The organism is Coriobacteriaceae bacterium, from assembly GCA_025992705.1.
In the GTDB taxonomy this organism is placed as follows: domain Bacteria; phylum Actinomycetota; class Coriobacteriia; order Coriobacteriales; family QAMH01; genus QAMH01.
Genome location: DAJPGJ010000001.1, coordinates 1,461,170 through 1,480,375, shown reverse-complemented (window position 1 = coordinate 1,480,375; position 19,206 = coordinate 1,461,170). Strand labels below are relative to the sequence as shown.

General features: G+C 60.7%; 17 protein-coding genes and 1 riboswitch. Of the genes, 10 read left to right on the top strand and 7 right to left on the bottom strand.

Translation table 11 applies throughout. The annotated features are described in order from the left end of the window. Window positions 1-75: 75 nt before the first annotated feature. Window positions 76-1,125: an acyltransferase family protein gene (locus tag OIM11_06605; protein HJJ00797.1), complete on the bottom strand. Its 1,050-nt coding sequence runs from the start codon at window positions 1,123-1,125 to the stop codon at window positions 76-78. Beyond that, window positions 1,126-2,004 carry a LysR family transcriptional regulator gene (locus OIM11_06600; GenBank protein HJJ00796.1) on the bottom strand — a complete coding sequence of 293 codons (879 nt, stop codon included), beginning with the start codon at window positions 2,002-2,004 and terminating at the stop codon, window positions 1,126-1,128. Between the two features lie 186 nt (window positions 2,005-2,190). Here OIM11_06600 and OIM11_06595 point away from each other — a divergent pair, with 186 nt between their 5' ends. Together OIM11_06595 and OIM11_06590 are read left to right on the top strand one after the other, a co-directional pair. Then, window positions 2,191-2,514: a hypothetical protein gene (locus OIM11_06595; GenBank protein ID HJJ00795.1), complete on the top strand. Its 324-nt coding sequence runs from the start codon at window positions 2,191-2,193 to the stop codon at window positions 2,512-2,514. 174 nt (window positions 2,515-2,688) lie between these two features. Continuing rightward, window positions 2,689-3,726 (top strand): helix-turn-helix domain-containing protein, encoded by a 1,038-nt coding sequence (locus OIM11_06590; protein ID HJJ00794.1) that lies wholly within the window; start codon window positions 2,689-2,691, stop codon window positions 3,724-3,726. Window positions 3,727-4,066: 340 nt separating this feature from the next. Here the strand turns inward: OIM11_06590 and OIM11_06585 are convergent, their stop codons facing one another. From OIM11_06585 to OIM11_06570, 4 genes are all read right to left on the bottom strand, one after another. Continuing rightward, window positions 4,067-6,931 carry an ABC transporter permease gene (locus tag OIM11_06585; GenBank protein HJJ00793.1) on the bottom strand — a complete coding sequence of 955 codons (2,865 nt, stop codon included), beginning with the start codon at window positions 6,929-6,931 and terminating at the stop codon, window positions 4,067-4,069. Then, a complete protein-coding gene (locus tag OIM11_06580) occupies window positions 6,931-7,611 on the bottom strand; it encodes an ABC transporter ATP-binding protein (protein ID HJJ00792.1) in 681 nt (226 codons plus the stop codon). Before OIM11_06580 ends, OIM11_06585 begins: the two co-directional genes overlap by 1 nt. A gap of 111 nt (window positions 7,612-7,722) precedes the next feature. Continuing rightward, on the bottom strand, window positions 7,723-8,736 hold the full coding sequence (locus OIM11_06575; protein HJJ00791.1) for a HAMP domain-containing histidine kinase: 1,014 nt from the start codon (window positions 8,734-8,736) through the stop codon (window positions 7,723-7,725). A gap of 166 nt (window positions 8,737-8,902) precedes the next feature. Beyond that, window positions 8,903-9,580, bottom strand: a complete 678-nt coding sequence (locus tag OIM11_06570; GenBank protein HJJ00790.1) for a response regulator transcription factor — start codon at window positions 9,578-9,580, stop codon at window positions 8,903-8,905. Between the two features lie 277 nt (window positions 9,581-9,857). Between OIM11_06570 and OIM11_06565 the strand changes: the two genes are divergently transcribed. From OIM11_06565 to OIM11_06545, 5 genes are all read left to right on the top strand, one after another. After that, the gene (locus OIM11_06565; GenBank protein HJJ00789.1) at window positions 9,858-10,982 is read left to right on the top strand and encodes an aldo/keto reductase; all 1,125 of its coding nucleotides are present in this window, start codon (window positions 9,858-9,860) and stop codon (window positions 10,980-10,982) included. An 84-nt stretch (window positions 10,983-11,066) separates the two neighbouring features. After that, on the top strand, window positions 11,067-11,591 hold the full coding sequence (locus tag OIM11_06560) for a hypothetical protein (GenBank protein HJJ00788.1): 525 nt from the start codon (window positions 11,067-11,069) through the stop codon (window positions 11,589-11,591). A 53-nt stretch (window positions 11,592-11,644) separates the two neighbouring features. After that, complete coding sequence (locus OIM11_06555; protein HJJ00787.1) at window positions 11,645-12,106, top strand: sigma-70 family RNA polymerase sigma factor; 462 nt, start codon at window positions 11,645-11,647, stop codon at window positions 12,104-12,106. Continuing rightward, window positions 12,103-12,978: a hypothetical protein gene (locus OIM11_06550; GenBank protein ID HJJ00786.1), complete on the top strand. Its 876-nt coding sequence runs from the start codon at window positions 12,103-12,105 to the stop codon at window positions 12,976-12,978. The genes OIM11_06555 and OIM11_06550 overlap by 4 nt, the downstream gene beginning before the upstream one ends. Before the next feature lie 145 nt (window positions 12,979-13,123). Further along, window positions 13,124-14,455, top strand: coding sequence for an MATE family efflux transporter (locus OIM11_06545; GenBank protein HJJ00785.1), 1,332 nt, complete (start codon window positions 13,124-13,126; stop codon window positions 14,453-14,455). A gap of 57 nt (window positions 14,456-14,512) precedes the next feature. Here OIM11_06545 and OIM11_06540 read toward each other — a convergent pair whose 3' ends face one another. After that, the gene (locus OIM11_06540) at window positions 14,513-15,814 is read right to left on the bottom strand and encodes an MFS transporter (GenBank protein ID HJJ00784.1); all 1,302 of its coding nucleotides are present in this window, start codon (window positions 15,812-15,814) and stop codon (window positions 14,513-14,515) included. A gap of 379 nt (window positions 15,815-16,193) precedes the next feature. Between OIM11_06540 and OIM11_06535 the strand changes: the two genes are divergently transcribed. The 3 genes from OIM11_06535 (at window position 16,194) to thiC (ending at window position 19,015) form a co-directional block, all read left to right on the top strand. Continuing rightward, window positions 16,194-16,763 (top strand): helix-turn-helix domain-containing protein, encoded by a 570-nt coding sequence (locus OIM11_06535; protein HJJ00783.1) that lies wholly within the window; start codon window positions 16,194-16,196, stop codon window positions 16,761-16,763. Between the two features lies 1 nt (window position 16,764). Beyond that, window positions 16,765-17,538, top strand: coding sequence for a zeta toxin family protein (locus OIM11_06530; protein HJJ00782.1), 774 nt, complete (start codon window positions 16,765-16,767; stop codon window positions 17,536-17,538). Between the two features lie 52 nt (window positions 17,539-17,590). Further along, a riboswitch (TPP riboswitch) is annotated at window positions 17,591-17,699 on the top strand. Beyond that, entirely contained in the window at window positions 17,690-19,015 is a 1,326-nt protein-coding gene (thiC, locus tag OIM11_06525; GenBank protein ID HJJ00781.1) for a phosphomethylpyrimidine synthase ThiC, read from the top strand. It overlaps the preceding riboswitch by 10 nt. The last annotated feature ends 191 nt before the right edge of the window (window positions 19,016-19,206 follow it).

The following is a 19,206-nucleotide window of genomic DNA, read 5'->3' as shown; positions in this document are numbered from 1 at the left end:
AGCATACACCGTAACGGGGCTCGTCCGCTCGCGCATGCGGGAAATCCAGACTCTGGGGGAGGGTCGGAATCCCACCTACACGAAATAGGAGCCGAAAACCGGGATCTTCTTGAGCACGCAGGCGATGCCAAAGGAGAGGACGCAGGCCAGCAGCGCCATGCCGGGAATCGAGACGAGGACAGGTGGGACGATTCCGCTCATGCCGAGTTGCATCAGCAATCGCAGCACGAAGATGTGGATGACATAGACCCCCAAGGTGCACGACGAAAGTGCCGTCACGAGGCGCTTGCCGCGCGCGCTTGGCTCATGCTTGTGAAACAGCTGCCTGACGAAGACGAAGATGCCCGCTGCAGCGAACATGAAGAAACACGAGCCCGCGATTATCGCGTTGTCCGCCGCGTGGGCAATGTTGGAAAACCAGGCGGATGCCGCCGTCGCCGCAACGAGACAAAGGAGTCCCAGGAAGTAGATGCCGATGCGGACGCGCCGCGTGAAAACATGCGAGGCGAGGTAATGGCCAAGGACGAAGTAGAACGAGTAGCCCAGGGGCAGCTGAATCATGAAGGCGCCCATGAGCCTGTCCAGCAACGGGAACATGCCATCGATAGTTACAAGGGGAAGCGCCACGTTCAAGACGAATCCGATGGCGAGAAAGTACTTCGTGGCACTTTCGATTGCCGTGATGCACCTGAGCAACGGCACGATGGCGTAAAGCCCGATGAGCATGAAGAGGAACCAGAGATGCTGGGGACCGAACATGGCCGCTTCGAGGAAGCCCACGAGCGATTCGGGCGAGAGCTGCCCGGGCCGGTCGTAGATCAACGCGTAGAAAAGGCCCCAGAAGAGAATGAGCACCACGATGTGGAGGATGTTCTTACCCCACAGCTTCTTGAGGGGTTGCGGACGGCTGGGGTCGAGAAAGAGCGCGCCGCTGATCATCACGAACACGGGGACGCCCCATCTCGTCATGCAGTCGTATGCGTTTACGACGTGCCAGTCGAAGCTGGAAACGTCAAGCTCGTACCAATACGAACCGGCGACGTGGAGCAGGACAATCGCGCATATCGCGATGATGCGCAAAGCGTCCAGGTAGTAATACCGCTCGGTCAAGGTTGGGTTCTGCAATCATCTCTCCCATACGCTTGCGAAGTGCTCGACGAGGTGTTCGAAGAACGTACGCGCCGCTTCCTTCTCGATGCCGCGTGGCGTGAGTTCGAGGTGAATCGTCCTCGAGAAGGTGTCATCTGCCAACGGCAAGACGATGACGTCGTCGCCGTTGACGGGACCCCAGCTGCGCTCGGGCCAGAATCCGACGCCCAAGCCCAAGCTTATCATCTTTCGGACCACGGCCGGATTGTCGCTCTCGAACATGACGTCGGGCTCGAAGCCCCTGCTCGCGCACAGCTCGTCGCAGATGGAGCGAAAGCGCCTCGATCCCGCGAGGCTGATGAAACGCGCATCCGCGAGCTCGTCGAGTGCGATAGCTTCTCCATGTGATCTCGATGCCGGGATGGCTATGCAGACGCGCTCCGCGAAGTCGGCGTGGGAGTTCGCGATGTCGGTCTTGCCGCTTTTGCCATCCGCGTTTTGGACCGTGTCGATGATGATGTCGTTGCGGGGTGATGCGTCATCCCTGTTGACGTCGAATCGCGTCTCTGCGTGCTGGGGCGCGAAGGTGCCGATTGCATCGACAGCGATGACCGAGGCGGTCGCGATGCAGAGGTTCACCGTGCTGGCCTCGGCTTTTGCGAACGCCTCGAGGCCTGCGCATGCGCTGTCGAGCTCCGCCACGATGGGGGAGAGCCTGTCTCTCAGGTAGGCGCCTTCCTCGGTCAGCCTCAGGTTTCTTCCCTCCCGGACAAAGAGCTTCACGCCCAACTCCGCCTCGAGCCTGTGGAGCGATTGCGAGAGGGCGGGCTGCGCTATTGAGAGCTTGCGTGCCGCATGGGTGACATGCTCCAGCTGCGCCGTCACGAGAAAGTACTTAAGCTGCCTTACGTCCATCGTGCCTTCCGGTTTCTCACGAGATTAGGTGCTTATTCATATCAAAGTGATATGAAAGTACAACGAATTATATATTAGACATATGTGACGTGCGAATAGGAGAATGAGCTTCGGCAAATGAGAAAAAGGAACCCTGTCCATTTGCCTCGTTTGCCTTTGGAAGGATGCGAGAGAAAGCGAGTCGCGATGTTGCTAGCGGAGCTTCTGGAAGCCACGATGCTCATATGCTTTGGGCTGTCTTGGCCCATGAACGCATGGAAGTCGTATAGGGCAAGGACGGCAAAGGGGACGAGCTGGCAGTTCCTCACGCTCATATGCCTCGGTTACCTGTGCGGTATCGCGGCCAAGATCGCTCTTGGGGCGATGAATTGGGTCTTCTGGATTTACGTCCTCAATCTCGCGTTTCTTGGCATCAACTGGGTCATCTACTTCAGAAACCGCCGCTTTGATGCGGAACGGGCGGGCCAGTGTGCTTGCGAGCGTGCCTCCGTCGTTACGCAGAACATTTGATGAGACAGTTACTCAGAGCAATTGTCTCATTTATGGTTTGCGCGGCTGTGACCTGGGATTGGCAACCAGCGGGTGCCTCGAAAACGCGGCAAAAAGCATCTCTTGGTTGGTAGAATGTCACCTTGCCACTCGGTAAATTTGGGGACGCAATCGCACCCAACGCAAAGGAATGACATGAGCTTTCGAGAAAACCTCCAGCATTTGCGCGCAACACACAACATGACCCAGGAGCAGCTGGCCATGATACTCGGCGTGAGCCGGCAGTCGGTGACCAAATGGGAATCCGAGAAGTCGTACCCGGAGATGGACAAGCTTCTGCGCATGTGCCAGATATTCGACTGCACGCTCGACGAGCTCGTGCAGGGAGACCTTACCGGCCGTCCGGTGGAGTCAGCAGCCTCGGTGGTGCCGGGAACTCCGCCGGTCGATGTCGTGGGCTATGACGAGCACATGCGGGGGTTTGCCCGCAAGGTCTCGATTGGCGTCTTCTCCATCGTCTTCGGTGTCGCGCTGTCGATCCTGTTCTTCTGCGCCGCCGACATCGACACGTATAGTCCGCTGGAGGGTCTGTTCTCCGAGAACGTTTACCTGGCGTTAGGGACGTTGCTCTTGTTTGCGGGCGTGGGGGTCGGGCTCGCCATGCTCATACCCGGTGGCATGGGTCACAGCGCGTTCGTACGTGAGCATCCCTACATCGAGGATTTCTACACGCCGGCCCAGAAGGAGGAAGCGCGCAAGCATTTCAGCTGGCGCCTTGTGGGTGGCATCATGTGCATACTCGTCGGCGTCTGCTTTGTCATCGCCACCGCCGACACGGCGCTGTCCGAATGCGTCGCCCCATCCGTCATGCTCATGCTCATAGCATGTGGCGCGGGACTTATCGTGTACGGTGGCATGATGTACGGCCGCATGAACATCGCCAACTACAATCGCAGCGCCGGCGAGGTGCTGGAGGCGCACGAGATCGAGTCGGCACCCCTGACCGATGAGCAGAAGCGCGAGCTTCTCCAAACGCACGCGACCGACAAACGTATCGGCGCGATTTGCGGCTGCATCATGATCATCGCCACCATCGCCGGCCTCGTCATGCTCTTCGTACCGACGCACTCGTACGCGCAGTCGCTTTTCTGGCTTGCATGGCCCATAGGCGGTCTGTTGTGCGGCATCGTCTCGCTGCTCATGAAGGCCTTCGGGTCCGACGAGCGTTCGTGATCTGACGCCCTCCCATTGTCATTTCGAGCGAAGGGACCGTAGTCGTGCCTCCCCTTGTCATTTCGAGCGAAGGCGCGTAGCGCCGAAGTCGAGAAATCCCCGCCTCAGAGATCTCTCCATTCCGCGGTCTAACGACCGCTCCAGTCGAGATGACAGCGCTTCCCCCCTTGTCATTTCGAGCGAAGGCGCGTAGCGCCGAAGTCGAGAAATCTCGACCATCGCTTTCTCAGTGACGGAGAAGATTCCTCGACTCGCTGCGCTCGCTCGGAATGACAGGGGGGGTGCTCGCTCGGAATGACAGGGGGCGCACCCTGCTCGAGACGACGCTACGCTGCCGGCCCTATTCCATCCTCAGGGCTTCGACGATGTCACCCTTGCGGCAACGGTGCAGGCCGTAGAGCACGCTCGCGGCCATGACCACGATCACGAGCCCGCAACCCAGGACGAGGTACATCCACGGCGGTGTGTAGGGCAGCCCGCGCATGGATATGCCAAGCGCCAGGTAGAGCAGGTAACTCACGCCAAACGACACGATGATGCCGGGTATGAGGCCGCGCAGGCCGTACCCGACGCATTCGCAGCCTATCATCGAGCGGAACTGGTGCGCGCCCATGCCGATGGACTCCATGACCGCGAACTCGCGCTTGCGCAGGATGAGGCCGTTGGTCACGGTGTTGAACACGTTGGCCAGGGCGATGAGCGTGAGGATGAACGAGAACAGGAAGCAGAACACGTTCACCACGGTCACCATCATGGCCATGGACTGCTCCTGGGCCGCGTTGTCCATCACGTGGTTGAAGGAGATCTTGTAGCCGGCGTCCTCGAAAACGGTGGAGAGTGGCGTGAGGGCCTTAACCGCAGCTTCACTGTCGGCGGTGTCGAAGCCAGCCGAGAAGTTCAGGTTGTTCGTTGCACCGACGAGGGGCAAAGTGCCGGTGTCTTCCATGGAAACGACGATCATCACACCACCGCTTGAGGTGACGCATGCGGGTCGCCTCTCCGCCAACCCCACGACCTCGATTGGCGTGCGCTCGAGTTCGTCGGAAGCGAGCTTCTGGTCGGTGTAGCCTTCGCCTTTGACCCAGCGCATGAATTCGAGCGTCTCCGCTCCGTCGTCAGCCGTGTCGGTCACCATGATGCCCGCCGTGGCCGCGTCGTCTCCTCTGATGCCGGTCACGATGTCGATGGTTCCCGTCTGGGCAAAGAGCTCATCGTAGCTGTACATGCTTCCCGTGTTGCTGTAGCCCTCGCGCACGGCTATGGCGGCAGGTGCGCCGGACTGCCCGGGAAGGTCGATGCCGTTGTCCTTGGCATAGGCGGCGAACTCGTCGGCCGGCAGGAAGGCGACGAAGAGCGGTGCCGGCACGTCACCGTCGACGAGCGAATCCGCGGTGACCGAGGCGTTCAGGGCGCCTCCCGCCATGGACGCGGGAATGAGCCCGCCATGTGTCGATACGATGGCCCAACCCAGAGGCGTCACGCCTTGCACGGCGCTCGCCTGGGAGTAGACGTCGGCACCGGTCGCCTCGATGTTCGAGGCCGTAGCCGCGTGCTCGTCGGTGGGCTCCAGGGAAACCGTCATCGTGACATCGGCTTCCGAGAGGTTGCCGGCGACCTTCGTGAACATGCCGAGCTGCGACGAGAATGACCCGGCAGTCATGAGCAGGATGATGGCGAGGGCCAGCGAAACGGACGCGGCGCGCCCCTTGGAAGCGTTGCGCTTGTGGTTGATCGAGGCGAGCTGTCCGCCGATGCCGAAGACCGTGCCCGACACGCCCCGACGCTTCCAGAGCGCGAGCTTGCCGTGTCCGCCGGACGCGCGCACGGCACGGGCCGATAGCTTGATTGTCGAGCTCTGGCGCAGCGCGTCGATGGGGGAGACGTGGGCGGCGCGCAAGGCGGGAATCCAGACGCTCGCGAGTACCGTCAGCGCCGTGAGGACCACGGCGAAGAGCACCACGCGCCAATCGACGACGAGGTAGAACGAACTCCACTGCCCGCCCAGTATGTCGGCGATGGCGTTGCCGAGCCAGGCGAAGATACCCGCGCACGCGCCGAGCCCCACCGCGATGCCGACGGGGACGCCGATGACGGCGATGATGACGCCTTCGAGCAGGACCGCGCGGCGCAGTTGGCGCTTGGACGCGCCAATCGAGGCAAGCAGACCGAACTGCCGCATGCGTTCGTTGACCGAGATGGCAAATGCGTTGTAGATGAGCGAGATGCAAGCGACCATGATGATGACAGCGAGGATGACCACGAGATAGAAGAAGGTCTCCCATATCGAGCCGTGGTCGCTGATGCCCATGTAGCGCAGGAGATTCACATGGGTTTCGATGTCAGCGTCGCCGAAGAGCTCGGCGGTACGCTCGCGGACCTGCTTGACGGTGGAGACGCCGGTGATGTCGAGGAAGACCTCGATGTCGCCGGTAGCGGTGTCATCGAAGGTGAGGGCGGCCGGTCCCACGCCGGTCATGGTACCCCAGGAGGCGGTCTCTATGAAGCCGACCACGGTGAAGGTGCGCGATTGCACGCCGACGAGCTCCTCGTCGAACTTGCCGTTGTCATCGGCGGAATCGAGATATCCCATCGACGAGTTGAGGGACGAGCCATCCTCGACGGTGTAGCCCTTGGGCTCGAACTCGGGATCATAGTCATCGACGGCGAAGGAGGCGCCGCTCATGCTGCCTTGTTCGCCGGGAGCGAGTACGGCGCGACGGCTTCCGACGTCGAGCGTGACGCTATCGCCCAGTGCTAGGGCGCTGTTGCGCTGCCAGATACCGGGCAGGGCGATCTCGCCGGGATTTTGCGGCATGCGGCCCTCGGCCAGGTGGACACCGCAGACTTCGTCGAGCGAGCCCGTGCTGGTGAGTATGGGCAGGTAGGTGCCGAGCGTGAGCCGCTGATTGTCCGATAACCCGGCAAAGCCCACGTCCTGCAGCGTTGCGAGCGCCTCGACGTCAGATGCGCTCCGCGCCGCCGCGATTTCGTCGCGGCTCGTTGCGTCATCGGGCACGATGACCGATGACATCCAGGTACCGTTGGCTGTCGTCTCGTTGCGCAGGAGGTAATCGGTGGCCGAAACGTAGGAGGAGAGCACGGCCACGAGCAGGGCCGCGGCAAGCGCCACGCCGGCAATGGTGACGACGGTGCGGGCCGTCGAGGTGCGTAACGACTTGATGGTGAACGATGTCATGACCTTCATCATCGGATCCTCTCGTCGGATACGATGCGGCCATCCTCGATCGCGATGATGCGGTCGGCGGACAGCGCGATGTCATCGTCATGCGTGATGACGATGAGCGTCTGTCCCGCCTCGCGGTTTGCCGCTTCCAGAAGTGCCATGATCTCGCGGGAGTTCTGCGAGTCGAGATTGCCCGTGGGCTCGTCGGCCAATACGATGGCCGGGTTGTTCATGAGTGCACGTCCGATGGCCACGCGCTGCTGCTGACCGCCGGAAAGCTGATTGGGTAGGCGGTTGCCATAACCTTGAAGCCCGAGCGTGCGCATGAGCGCGGAGAGGCGCTCCTCGTTCACGGCGCGCCCATCCAGGGCAACCGGCAGCGTGATGTTCTCGGCGACGTTGAGTATGGGCACGAGGTTGTAGAACTGGTAGACGAGGCCCACCTCGCGGCGTCGGAACACGGCGAGTTGCTCGTCGGTGCGTGCGTAGATGTTCGCGCCGTTGAGCTCGACGGTACCCGACGTGGGGCGATCCACTCCGCCGATGAGATGCAAGAGCGTCGACTTGCCCGAGCCCGATGCGCCAACGATGGCGACGAACTGGCCCTCCGGAATCGAAAACGAGACGTCGTCCAGCGCACATGTCGCCTGCGCTCCCTTACCGTAGACCTTCGTCAGGTTGGTAACCTTGAGGATGTCCATGGTTGCTCCTTTCTTACACGTGTCCGGGATACGCAGACGAGTATGGTGCGACAAGCTAGCGTGGTCGTGACGCGCACATTACGGCTTTGTAAGCTGGATACGCGGCGCACGTCAGACGCAGAGCTTGGGAAAGGCGATTTCGAAGACGGCGCCGGCGGAGCTGCCATCCTCGCCCGGGACGTTTCCGGCGCGCAGCGTGCCGCCTTGCCCCGAGACGAGTGAACGGGCGAGCGCAAGCCCAACGCCAAAGCCCTCGCCCTCCTTCGACCCGGTGCCCCGGTAGAAGCGCTCGAAGAGGTGGGGAAGGTCCTCCTCGGATATGCCGGGTCCGTCATCGCTGATGGAGATGTGGCAGGCCAGCGCATCTTCCTCGGCACGTATGGTGATCGTCCCTCCGGCTTGGCAGTGCTCCATCGAGTTCTTCACGATGTTCTCGATTGCCTCGGCGCACCAGGTCTCGTCGCCCGTGAAGCGTGCGTCGTCGGGGATATCGATGACAAGCGCGATGCCGCGCAGGTCGAGGGGCAGCTCGAGTGGGGCGCAGGCGCGGGCGACCATGGACGCGACGGATACGGGTCGCGACTCCATGTGCAGTGCCCCGGCATCGACCTTGGCCATCTTGAGCAGCGTGGCGACGAGCCAGGATACCCGGTCGAGCAGGTGTTCGAGGTCGCGCGCGAGCCTCTTGCGCTGCTCCTCGTCCGTGGCACGCTCGATAGCCGGGAGCATGAGTTCGGCGGCCGTCAGTGGTGTGCGGATCTGATGCGATATGTCGGCGAAAGAGTCCGCCAGCGCGGTCTTCTCGCTCTCGATCTGGCTGGTAAGCCGGGAAAGGCGCGCCACCATCTTCTCGAGCTCGTTGGCGAGGACGGCGATGTCGCCCTCGCGGCAATTCGAGAAGGTCAGGCGTCTACCAAGGTTGAGGACCTCGTCGATCTCATCCGTGAGGCGTCGTATCTCGGCTCGGCGGCGCAGCGAGACGACGAGGAAGAAGACGAAGACGACAAGGGAGAGGATGGCGCAACAGAGTGCGGCCTCCACGCCGACGGCAAGGAACGTCGCGCCGGTGACGGCGATGCACAGTGCGGCGAGGACTACAACGTGTCTGGCAAGCGAGTCGTTCACAGCGCTCCCTTCAGAATGCGCCCGCCGATTGTATGGAGCAAATGTGCGCAGGCGAGCTGCGAAGCGGAGGTACAAGGGAGCGCGCCGTAAAGACCGCGAAGCGGGCTGTCGGGAAGCGACCGTCGGAGCGAAGCAGCTCCCCTGCGCGCAACAGTGAGCGAACCTCTCATTGCCCCGCTCCGATGCGGTAGCCGAGTCCGCGGACCGTGACGATGACCTCCGGATGCGCGGGGTCGTCCTCGATGCGTTCGCGCAGGCGGCGGATGTAGACGTTGATGGAGTTGTCGGAGACGTATTCGCCTGCCGTGTCCCAGATGGCATCGCGAAGCATCTCGCGCGTGATGAGCCGTCCCTGGTTCTGGAGAAAGTAGAGGAGCAGGCGGTATTCGAGGGCCGAGAGCACGATCTCCTCGCCGTCTTTGCTCACCACGGCCGTCGTCGGGTCAAGACACAGGTTTCCGATGCGCAACATGCCAGCGCCACTGGAGTTCTGACGCAACGCGACCCTCATGCGCGAGAGCAGCTCGCGTGCGCGAAAGGGCTTCGCAATGTAATCCACCGCCCCCATGTCGAGTCCGGCAACGGTCGAGTACTCGTCGTCGGATGCCGTGAGGAAGATGACCGGCATGTCCGGGTGTGCCTGGCGCGCTGCCGCGCAGACTGCAAAGCCATTTCCCTGTGCAAGGGTGATGTCGAGTAGGAGAAGGTCGAAGGAGGATCGTGCCAGAAGCGTGGTCGCCTCGTCCTGGCGGGCGGTCGTGGCGACTTCGTAGCCTTCCGCTTCGAGAAGCTCGCCCAGGGTTCGCACGATGAGCGGGTCGTCTTCCACGACGAGAATCTTCACGGTGCCTCCTTTTTTGCGTGGTCACGTCGTCATTGTAGAAGATGGAGTGAGAAGGCTCGGCCCAGATGCCCCTACATTTCAATTCTGTCACGTGAAATCGATGGGAGGGGGTCTACAGGTTCAAGGAGAGCACCGCGCTCTAGACGCGCAAACCTTGACCTTCCAGGGGAATTCCGCGTGGATTCCTTGACTTAAAGCTCGCTTTAATGCCTATGATGCGCAACGGATTTTGATGTCATGCCAACAAGGCGTTTGCCGCTGACGAAAGGACCATACCGTGAATGACGCTATTTTTCCCGCTTCCAAGATGGGCTTTGGCTGCATGAGGCTCCCTCTTCTCGACGAAAACGACGTCAAGAGCATCGACATCCCCCAGTTCGAGCAGATGGTCGATACCTTCATGGAGGCCGGCAACACCTATTTCGATACCGCGTTCGTCTATCACGAGGGCGAGTCCGAGGTGGCGCTCGGCAAGGCGCTCGTCGCGCGCTATCCGCGTGAGTCGTTCACCATTGCAACCAAATGCCTGGCATGGGCAATGCCCAATGAGCAGGCTGCCAAGGAGTGCCTCGATATCTCGCTCAAGCGTCTTGGCACCGATTACGTGGACTACTTCCTGCATCACAACGTGGGCGGCAAGCGCACGGCAAAGTTCGATGAGTATGGCATGTGGGATTGGGCGCAAGAGCAGAAGGCCGCCGGAAAGATCCGCTACGTGGGCTTCTCCATGCACGATGATGCCGATTGTCTGGACAAGCTCCTCACGGAGCACCCCGAGATGGACTTCGTGCAACTCCAGGTGAACTACCTCGACTGGAACGATCCTCACAATGACGCGCAGCGTCTCATGGAGGTGGCAGAGAAACATGGCAAGCCGGTCATCATCATGGAGCCGGCTCGCGGTGGACGCCTCTGCAACTTGCCGGATGATGTGGCGGCCATTCTCGAGGAGGCAAAGCCCGGCTCGACGCAGGCCGAATGGGCCTATCGCTTCTGCTGGAACCTCCCCAATGTCATCTCCGTGCTCTCGGGCATGTCGAACATGGATCAGGCGCACGAGAACGTCGCGTCCTACGCGAATAACCAGCCCTTCACGGCTGCCGAGCACGAGGCACTCGAGCGCGCAATCACGAAGCTGCGCTCGCTGGCGGAGATTCCCTGCACGGCCTGCAACTACTGCGTCAAGGGTTGTCCTTCGGGCGTGAAGATTCCCACGGTCATGGAACTTCTGAACCTCGAATCCATGACGCATGACCACGAGTTCGTGAAGGAACTCTACAGCTGGCAGACAGCCGAAGGCAGGGCAAGCGAGTGCATCAAGTGCGGCCTCTGTGAGAGCATGTGCCCCCAGCAAATCGACATCATCAACCAGCTTGAACTTGCCGTCGAGAAATACGAATAAGTTTTTTGAAATTTCCTGCAAGGAATCAGCTCGCTCGTTCGTGTTATAAGTGAAGTCAAAGCACGGACGAGTGAGGTGTGCATCATGAAGAAAACCACGATCGCTATTCTCGGCATCGCCTTTGCCGCGGCCATTGCCATTCCCGCGTTTGCGCTCTGTCTCGGAAATGCACCGGTGCAGGCGCAGGCAAATCCGCTTTCGCAACGGGTCTGCGCAACGCTTAGCTGCGTGAACGCGGCGGGTGATTGTCCTGGCAGCGCCGGTTGCTATGTTGATGACAACGGTGATGGCATCTGTGACAACTACACAGATGGCTACGGCGCCGGCAACGGTTACGGTCTTGGTGCTGGTAGCGGTAATGCCTACACCGATGATGACGGCGATGGCGTCTGTGACAACTATGCCAACCGCGGCGATGGTTCCAATGTCGGCAATGGCAATGGTTACGGCGCCGGCGCCGGTAACGGGCCGTGCTATACCGATGACAATGGCGATGGCGTCTGTGACAACTACGCTGGTGGCGCTGGCAACGGCTGCGGTGCAGGTGCCGGTAACGGCGGTGCCGGGTACGGCCATCACGGCGGTGGTCACCACGGGACTCACTGCTAGCGAGCGAGCCTGGAACCGCGTCTGTGCTGTCTCGTGACGACATCGAAGCTGCCATGAACGCCCACGGGGCGACCGTTTGGCACGTGTGCATGGGGTATTTCCGTTCGGAGCACGACGCGCAGGACGCGTTCCAGGAGACCTTCCTCAAGTATGCGCTTGCCGATGCGACGAGCTTCAACGATGATGCCCATCGCAAGGCATGGCTCATCACGGTTGCATCAAACGTCTGCAAGGACATGCTGCGGGCGCATCGTCGCAACGACGAGCCTCTCGACGAGGCAATCGCGTCGGAGGCGCTCATTTCCCGTGACAGCGAGGCACAACCCGATTGCGACCGTATGGAGCTCATGGAGGCGTTCCGGTCTCTCGATGACCCGCCCCGTTTGCCGCTCTACCTCGCGCTGTACGAGGGATACACGGCACCCGAGATTGCCGAGATGCTCGATGCTCCCGTCAACACCGTCTATTCCTGGATAGCTCGGGGCAAGAAAACGCTGAAGGAGGCCCTCTCGTGAACGATCGCGAACTTGAAACGCGCATGCGCGATGCCTTCGATGCTCTCGAACCGCCCGCGAGCGCTCGGCAATCGGTCCTCGATGCCTATGATCGCCTTGCGGCCGAGGCGGACAGTGTGGGTGCCGATACGGCGCAAGTCATTCCCATTGCCAGCGCTGCCAAGGCGAAGCGCCGTCGTCCTTCCCGCAAAGTGCGCTTCAATCGCTTCATTGCCGGTTTGGCGGCTTGTCTCGTACTTGGCGTGGCCTGCTTCGGGTTTTTCCGCATCGCCAACGTGCCGGGCGATCCCACCACGTCAGGCGATACTGTTGCGCCTGCACCCTTCGACACCGTCATCAGCGCCTATGTGGATATCGACATCAACCCCTCCATCGAATTGCAACTCAATAGCGCCGACCAGGTGGTAAGCGTCGAGGGCATAAACGATGACGGTCAGGCCGTAGTCGCAGACTTGTCACTCACCGGCCTTTCGTATGGCGAGGCGCTCGAGAAGCTCACCCAGAGTCCCTCGCTTGCGCCATACTTGCGTGACGATGCCTACGTGCAGGTAAGTGTCGCCTCGGATAATGCGGAGCAGGAGCAGATGCTCGTGGGCATCAGCGAGGAGCGGCTGGCGGCTTTGCCGTGCCGGGGGTCATGTGATGCGGTGAGTTTGCAGGTGCGCGAAGAGGCTCATGCTCACGGAATGGGTTGCGGTCGTTATGTAGCCGCCCTTGAGCTGACGGAGCTCGATCCTGATTTGACGATTGACGATTGCGCGGGGCTCTCGATGCGCGAGCTGCGCGATCAGATTGCATCGCACCATGGCGGTACGGCCGTGGCCCAAGATGGTGATGCCCAGGGTGGGAGACACCACAAGCATCACGGATGAAATGGGTACGGCCGTCACCTATACATAACTAGCGTTGGCGATGAGGTACACTGTTTCTCTCGTGTGAACCCTTTGGCGCTACGCCCAGCTTTGTATTGGATACGAGAGACTCCTTATGACGCAGGACATGAACCGGCACTTTTCCATGAGTGCCCTTCTCAAATACACGTTTCCGACGATTTGCATGATGATCTTCACCTCGCTCTACGAGGTGGTGGATGGTTTCTTCGTCTCGAACTTCGTCGGCAAGACCGCGTTGGCGGCCGTCAACCTGGCCTGGCCCGTCGTCATGATCCTCGCGACGATTGGCCTCATGACGGGCACGGGCGGTAGCGCGCTGGTCGCCAAGACCCGTGGCGAGGGCGACGACGAGAAGGCCAACCGCTACTTCAGCATGCTCGTCATCTTCACGATCGTCCTCGCGGTCATGCTCGCCGTCATCGGGCAGCTGATCCTCGTGCCGTTACTCGAGGCCTTCGGAGCGCAGGGCGCGTTGCTTGACGAGAGCGTCATCTACGGTCGTTGGGTGCTGCTCGCGCTGCCGTTCTACGCGCTGCAGTTCGCGTTCCAGATCTTCTATTCCACGGCAGGCAAGCCCAACTACGGCTTCTACGTCATCGTTGCCGCGGGCGTCGTGAACGTCGTGCTCGACTGGCTGTTCATCTGCGTCTTTGGCTGGGGGATTGCGGGAGGCGCCATCGCCACGGCGCTCGGTCAGGTGGTGGGTGGCCTCATTCCGCTCGTCTACTTCTTGCGCAAGCACAATTCGAGCCTGCTGCGCCTGGTCAGGACGCGCCTTGAGTGGCGACCCATCGGCAGGTCCTGCCTCAACGGATGCTCCGAGCTCGTCTCCAACATCGCCATGAGTCTCACGACCATGCTCTACAACTTCCAGCTCATGCGCTACATCGGCGAAGATGGCGTCGCGGCGTTCAGCGTCATCGGCTACACGGCGATGATCTTCGCGGCCATCTTCATGGGATATGCGCTCGGCAGCTCGCCGCTCATGAGTTACCAGTACGGTGCGCGCAATCGCAAGGAGATGCGCAGCATCCTGCTCAAGAGCCTTGGGTTCATCGGCGTGGGCAGCGTCTTCATGTTCCTGGCCGCCGAATGGCTTGCCGGGCCGCTCTCCGCCATATTCGTGAGCTACGACGCGGTGTTGCTCGAGTTCACGGTCAACGCGTACCAGATCTACGCTTTCGCCTTCCTCATCATGGGCATCCCTATCTATGCTTCGGCGTTGTTCACCTCGCTTGGCAACGGTATCGTCTCTGCCATCATCGCCTTTCTGCGCACTCTCGTGTTCGAGTGCGGCGCGGTACTGCTGCTTCCCCTGGTCTTGGGTATCGACGGCATCTGGCTTTCCGTCACGGTGGGCGAGCTGGCGGCCGCCGTCCTCTCGATTTGCTTCATGGTCGCGTTCAGAAAGCGCTATGGGTACGGCAAGCGCGGGGTCTCCGAACAGCAGGGATAACTGGTGTGCAGAGGTATCGACAAAACTGCCCCGGCGCGTTTTGTCACATTCGGTACGCTAGCCTTCGTCGAGGGCGCGGATCGACTTGGGGATGTAGGCCACGAGGCCTAGCACGAGGCACGCGATGCCGTCCACCACGAAAAACGGAGCTACGCCCATGAGCTCGGCCGCCACGCCGCCGATGGCGATGCCGATGGGCGTCGCGAGCCCCATGGCGGCGTTGAGCAGGCCCATGGCGCGCCCCATCTTCTCATCGGGCACGTTGCGTTGCGTGAGGGTCATCGTGGGACCGTTGAACCATGCGCAGGCCATGGCCATCACAGCGACGAGCATCACGAAGGCGACGAAACCTGTCGGGGGCAGAAGCCCACACGCCGTCGTCGTTGCCCCCACGATGACGGCGGCCACGGCGATAAGGCCCGCGAGCCTCTTGCCGCCGCCCCATGCCATGAGTATGCCCGAGCCCACGAGCATGCCGATACCGAATGCCGCCTCGACGAGCGAGGCCATGTAGCCATCGCCCGAGAAATGCTCGTACGTCATCAGCGGGAACACGGCCGAGAGCGGGCCGAATATCATCATGCCGATGGTGACCATGACGATGAGAAGCAGCAAGCCGCGCGATGCCGCGACGGCACGGAAGCCGTCGCGCAGGTTGGCGATGACATGCTGTTGCGTGGCTGTCTCGTCAATGACGGTGGGGACCTTCGCAAGCGCAAGCCCAGCAATGGCGAAGAGTGCTCCGATGAAGTCGAGGAACATGACCGAGGAAAACCCCATGGTGGTGTAGAGGAAGATGCCGAAGGCGGGCGCGCCTATGCCGGCAATGGAGGCGAGCAACTGGTCGAGCGTGTTGATGCGCAGGAGGTGCTTGTCGGGCACGAGCATGGGCATGGTCGCCATCATCGCCGGGCTGTGGAAGGCCTGGCCGATGGCGCGTGCCACGCAGACGAGGGTAAGCAACACGAGCGAGACATCGCCTGCGAGGATGATGAATCCCGCTATCAACGAGATGAGCCCAATGGCGCCGTCGGCCACGATCATGATCATCTTGCGGTTGTGCTTGTCTGCCACGATGCCGCCAAAGGGGGAGAGAAGACCGACGGGGAGCATCACGCATATGTTCATCACGGCAAGCACGAGCGCGCTGCCGGTGGATTCGGTCACGTACCACACGACGGCATAGCCCGCAGCGTAGCTGGTTATCATCGAGACGGCCTGACCGGCCCATATGAAGCTGATGATCGCCAGCCAGTTCTTGGGAAGGGGCAAGCCGACGGCGCTCGTGAGAAGCGCGTCGGTGGATTCGGCAGGCTTTCCCGCCTGCGCAGGCGAGTTTGAAGAGATGTTCTTTGACATGGGAATCTCCCGGAACGTGGGTGTGCGGAATGGGAATGACTAGTGTTCGGCACTTAGCCGAGAAAGACTAGATGACGAATTCTCCGCACATACATCCACCTCAAATCGAATCCGGGTTCGCCCAGTGTACGGGAGGGTACGCATGCTGTCAAAGCGTCATGTGATCGGGGCGCATAAAACTGCACATGTATGTTGCGCTTCGTGCTGGGCCGCCAAATGCGTGATCGGGATGTACCAAACTGTGTATATGCATATCAAATGATTGCAAATCAGTAAAAACATAACAAAAGATAATAAAATACTATAATTACAATCAAATTATAGTATTATAAGCTTACGAAGACATCACATGAGTGATTTCTGTTCGAGGAGGTAGGGCATGGCCCACGAACTCACACCGCAGGACATCAAGGACATCCGCGCCAAGTACGGCCTCTCGCAACGCTCGTTCGCGCGTTTGCTCGGGCTGGGGGAGGCGAGTCTCGCGCGCTACGAGAAGGGACAGAAGCCCTCTCGCGCCAACGCCAACCTCATCCGTGCCGCCCGTTTGCCGCGCTTCATCATGGACTGCCTCGACCGTGACGGCAAGGAGCTTTCCGAGAAGGAGCGTCATGGCGTCGAGGAAATCGTCTATGCAGAGGTCTACTTTGGCGAAGGAGATGAAGATATGGACATGACGGAGATCTATCAGATTACGCTCACGCAAGAGGTGCTTACGGAGAAAGCCGCCGAGATTCTGGCCAAGCTATTTGCGCTGAGGTCGACCGCACGGAAACATGGCGATGCAATGCGCGAAATGGTGTTTTCCGACATCATCAATCAGATTGCCTTGCTTAAGCCTACTATTGTCAGTTCCGAAAACTCCAACAAGGGTAAGCTGGCAGAAATTAAGGGCCAACTTGACGCATTCGATAAACTCGCAGACCGCTATATCCCGCAGGCGGCCTGACATGGGTAACTATCTTGCGGAGTATTCCGAAGAAGAGTTTTCCGAAAAGCTGATTGGTCAGCTCGAGACGATGGTAGCGCCCGCTTGTCTGTCGCCGCATGATCGACCGCAGGCAATCTTGCTTGGTGGTCAAAGCGGGGCAGGCAAGACCACTCTTCACCACGTGTTTCTCGAGATGTTCAAAAAGGATGTCATCGTCATCAACGGTGATGAATATCGAAAGCTTCACCCGCGCTTCTTTGCTCTGCAAAGCGCCTATGGCGATAAGGCCGTCGATTATACGGCGCAATGGGCAGGCAAGATGGTGGAGGCCTTCGTCGATGCGCTTTCCTCGGCCGGCTACAACCTCATCATCGAGGGCACGCTACGCACGTCTCAGGTGCCTCTCGCGACCGCCACGCTCCTACGTGAGCGCGGCTATGATGTCTCGCTCGCTCTCATGGCGGTCAAGCCGGAGATATCGCTCGTCTCCTGCCAACTCCGCTATGAGCAAATGCGTCTTGCCGGCACCACGCCCCGAGCAACCGACCCCGCCCATCATCGCAAGATCGTCGACCAGATCGTGCGCAACCTCGCTGTACTCGAGGATTCGGGCATGTTCGATCAAATCTACCTCTACAACCGCAGCCGTGAGCGCCTCTATCCGCAAGAGGGCCTTGCTGTTACGGCCAGCCAAATGCTCGAGGAAGCGCTCTTTGGTAGTTGGTCCGAGGAAGAGTTCAAGCACTATGCCTCGCTCAAGGCCGAGCTCGAGAGGCTTCAGCGCAAGAGCTAGCGCGGGATTTTCGCTCTGGCGAATCATCGCGCCGTATCTGACATATAATCCCAAACCATAACCGGGGAGCTTGGATGGTCCAGGCTGAGAGGGCGCTTACGATGCCGACCCGATGAACCTGTGTGGGTAATGCCAACGAAGGGAGTGCGCCATGGACGCCATGGGCAATCAAATAACGCAAATCGATTACGCGCGTGCCGGAATCGTGACCGAGCAGATGCGCGCCGTCGCCGCGAAGGAGGGCATCTGCGCGGAAAACGTGCGTGAGGCCGTCGCTGCTGGACGCATTGCCATTCCGGCGAACATCCACCACGCTTCGCTTAATCCCGAGGGCGTGGGCTCATGCCTGGATGGTGTGTCACTGCGCACCAAGGTCAACGTCAACCTTGGCATTTCGGGCGACCTGGCCGACGAGGAGGAGGAGTGGCGCAAGGTCGATGTCGCGCTCGAGCTGGGCGCCGAGGCGATCATGGACCTCTCGAACTCGGGAAAGACGCGCGCGTTTCGCCGTGCGCTCATCGATCGGTCCCCGGCAATGGTGGGCACGGTGCCCATGTACGATGCCATTGGGTATCTGGAGAAGGCGCTCATCGACATCACGCCGGACGATTTTCTCGAGGTCATTCGCGCGCATGCCGAAGACGGCGTCGATTTCGTGACGGTACATGCGGGCATGAACCGCCGGGTCATCGACTCGTTCAAGGAGACGGGGCGTCTCACGAACATCGTCAGTCGGGGTGGTTCGCTGATCTTTGCCTGGATGGAGGCGACCGGCAACGAGAATCCGTTCTACGAGTTCTACGATGACGTGCTCGCCATCCTGCACGAGCATGACGTGACCATCTCCCTTGGCGATGCGATGCGCCCCGGTAGCATCTACGATGCAAGCGATGCCGCCCAGATTGCCGAGCTCATCGAAATCGGCAAGCTCACGCAACGCGCGTGGGATGCCGGCGTGCAGGTGATGGTCGAGGGGCCGGGACACATGGCGCTCGACGAAATCGCGGCCAACATGAAGATGGAGAAGCGCCTGTGCCACGAGGCGCCCTTCTACGTGCTCGGCCCGCTCGTGACCGATATCGCTCCCGGCTACGATCACATCACGGCGGCCATCGGCGGGGCCATCGCGGCCTCGAGCGGGGCTGACTTCCTCTGCTACGTGACGCCGGCCGAGCATCTGCGCCTACCGGACGCCAACGATGTGCGCGAGGGACTCGTCGCCACCAAAATCGCCGCCCATGCCGCCGACATCGCCAAAGGCGTGCCAGGTGCGCGTGACCGGGACAATCGCATGAGCGATGCTCGTCGTCGCGTGTCGTGGAGCGAGATGTTCGACCTCGCCCTCGATCCGCAACGTGCGCGCGAGTTCTACGAGAGCGCCCCGCCCGTCACGGAAGGGACCTGCACGATGTGCGGCAAGATGTGCGCCATGAAGACCGTGAACGACCTCATGGACGGCCTGACGGTGAGCATCTAGCCTGTCAGCTGCTAGCCGCGTTCACGTTGCCGGGAGGCAACGGCAGGCGCTTGCCACATGTCTTGCAGGTGGTATCGCTTGCATCGTTTTGCGTGTCGCAGAAGATGCAGTATCCGATGGGGCGGACTTTGGCGTCCGAGCTTGGCGGCCCGCATTTTCCGCAATGGATGCATGCGAAGCAACGTGGCATA

Excerpts from the sequence above, each read along its gene's own strand:
- OIM11_06530 (HJJ00782.1), top strand. The coding sequence starts at position 16,765 with ATGGGTAACTATCTTGCGGAGTATTCCGAAGAAGAGTTTTCCGAAAAG.
- OIM11_06595 (HJJ00795.1), top strand. The coding sequence starts at position 2,191 with ATGTTGCTAGCGGAGCTTCTGGAAGCCACGATGCTCATATGCTTTGGG.
- OIM11_06585 (HJJ00793.1), bottom strand. The coding sequence starts at position 6,931 with ATGAAGGTCATGACATCGTTCACCATCAAGTCGTTACGCACCTCGACG.
- OIM11_06560 (HJJ00788.1), top strand. The coding sequence starts at position 11,067 with ATGAAGAAAACCACGATCGCTATTCTCGGCATCGCCTTTGCCGCGGCC.
- OIM11_06555 (HJJ00787.1), top strand. The coding sequence starts at position 11,645 with ATGAACGCCCACGGGGCGACCGTTTGGCACGTGTGCATGGGGTATTTC.
- OIM11_06590 (HJJ00794.1), top strand. The coding sequence starts at position 2,689 with ATGAGCTTTCGAGAAAACCTCCAGCATTTGCGCGCAACACACAACATG.
- thiC (HJJ00781.1), top strand. The coding sequence starts at position 17,690 with ATGGACGCCATGGGCAATCAAATAACGCAAATCGATTACGCGCGTGCC.
- OIM11_06580 (HJJ00792.1), bottom strand. The coding sequence starts at position 7,611 with ATGGACATCCTCAAGGTTACCAACCTGACGAAGGTCTACGGTAAGGGA.
- OIM11_06600 (HJJ00796.1), bottom strand. The coding sequence starts at position 2,004 with ATGGACGTAAGGCAGCTTAAGTACTTTCTCGTGACGGCGCAGCTGGAG.
- OIM11_06545 (HJJ00785.1), top strand. The coding sequence starts at position 13,124 with ATGAGTGCCCTTCTCAAATACACGTTTCCGACGATTTGCATGATGATC.
- OIM11_06535 (HJJ00783.1), top strand. The coding sequence starts at position 16,194 with ATGGCCCACGAACTCACACCGCAGGACATCAAGGACATCCGCGCCAAG.
- OIM11_06540 (HJJ00784.1), bottom strand. The coding sequence starts at position 15,814 with ATGTCAAAGAACATCTCTTCAAACTCGCCTGCGCAGGCGGGAAAGCCT.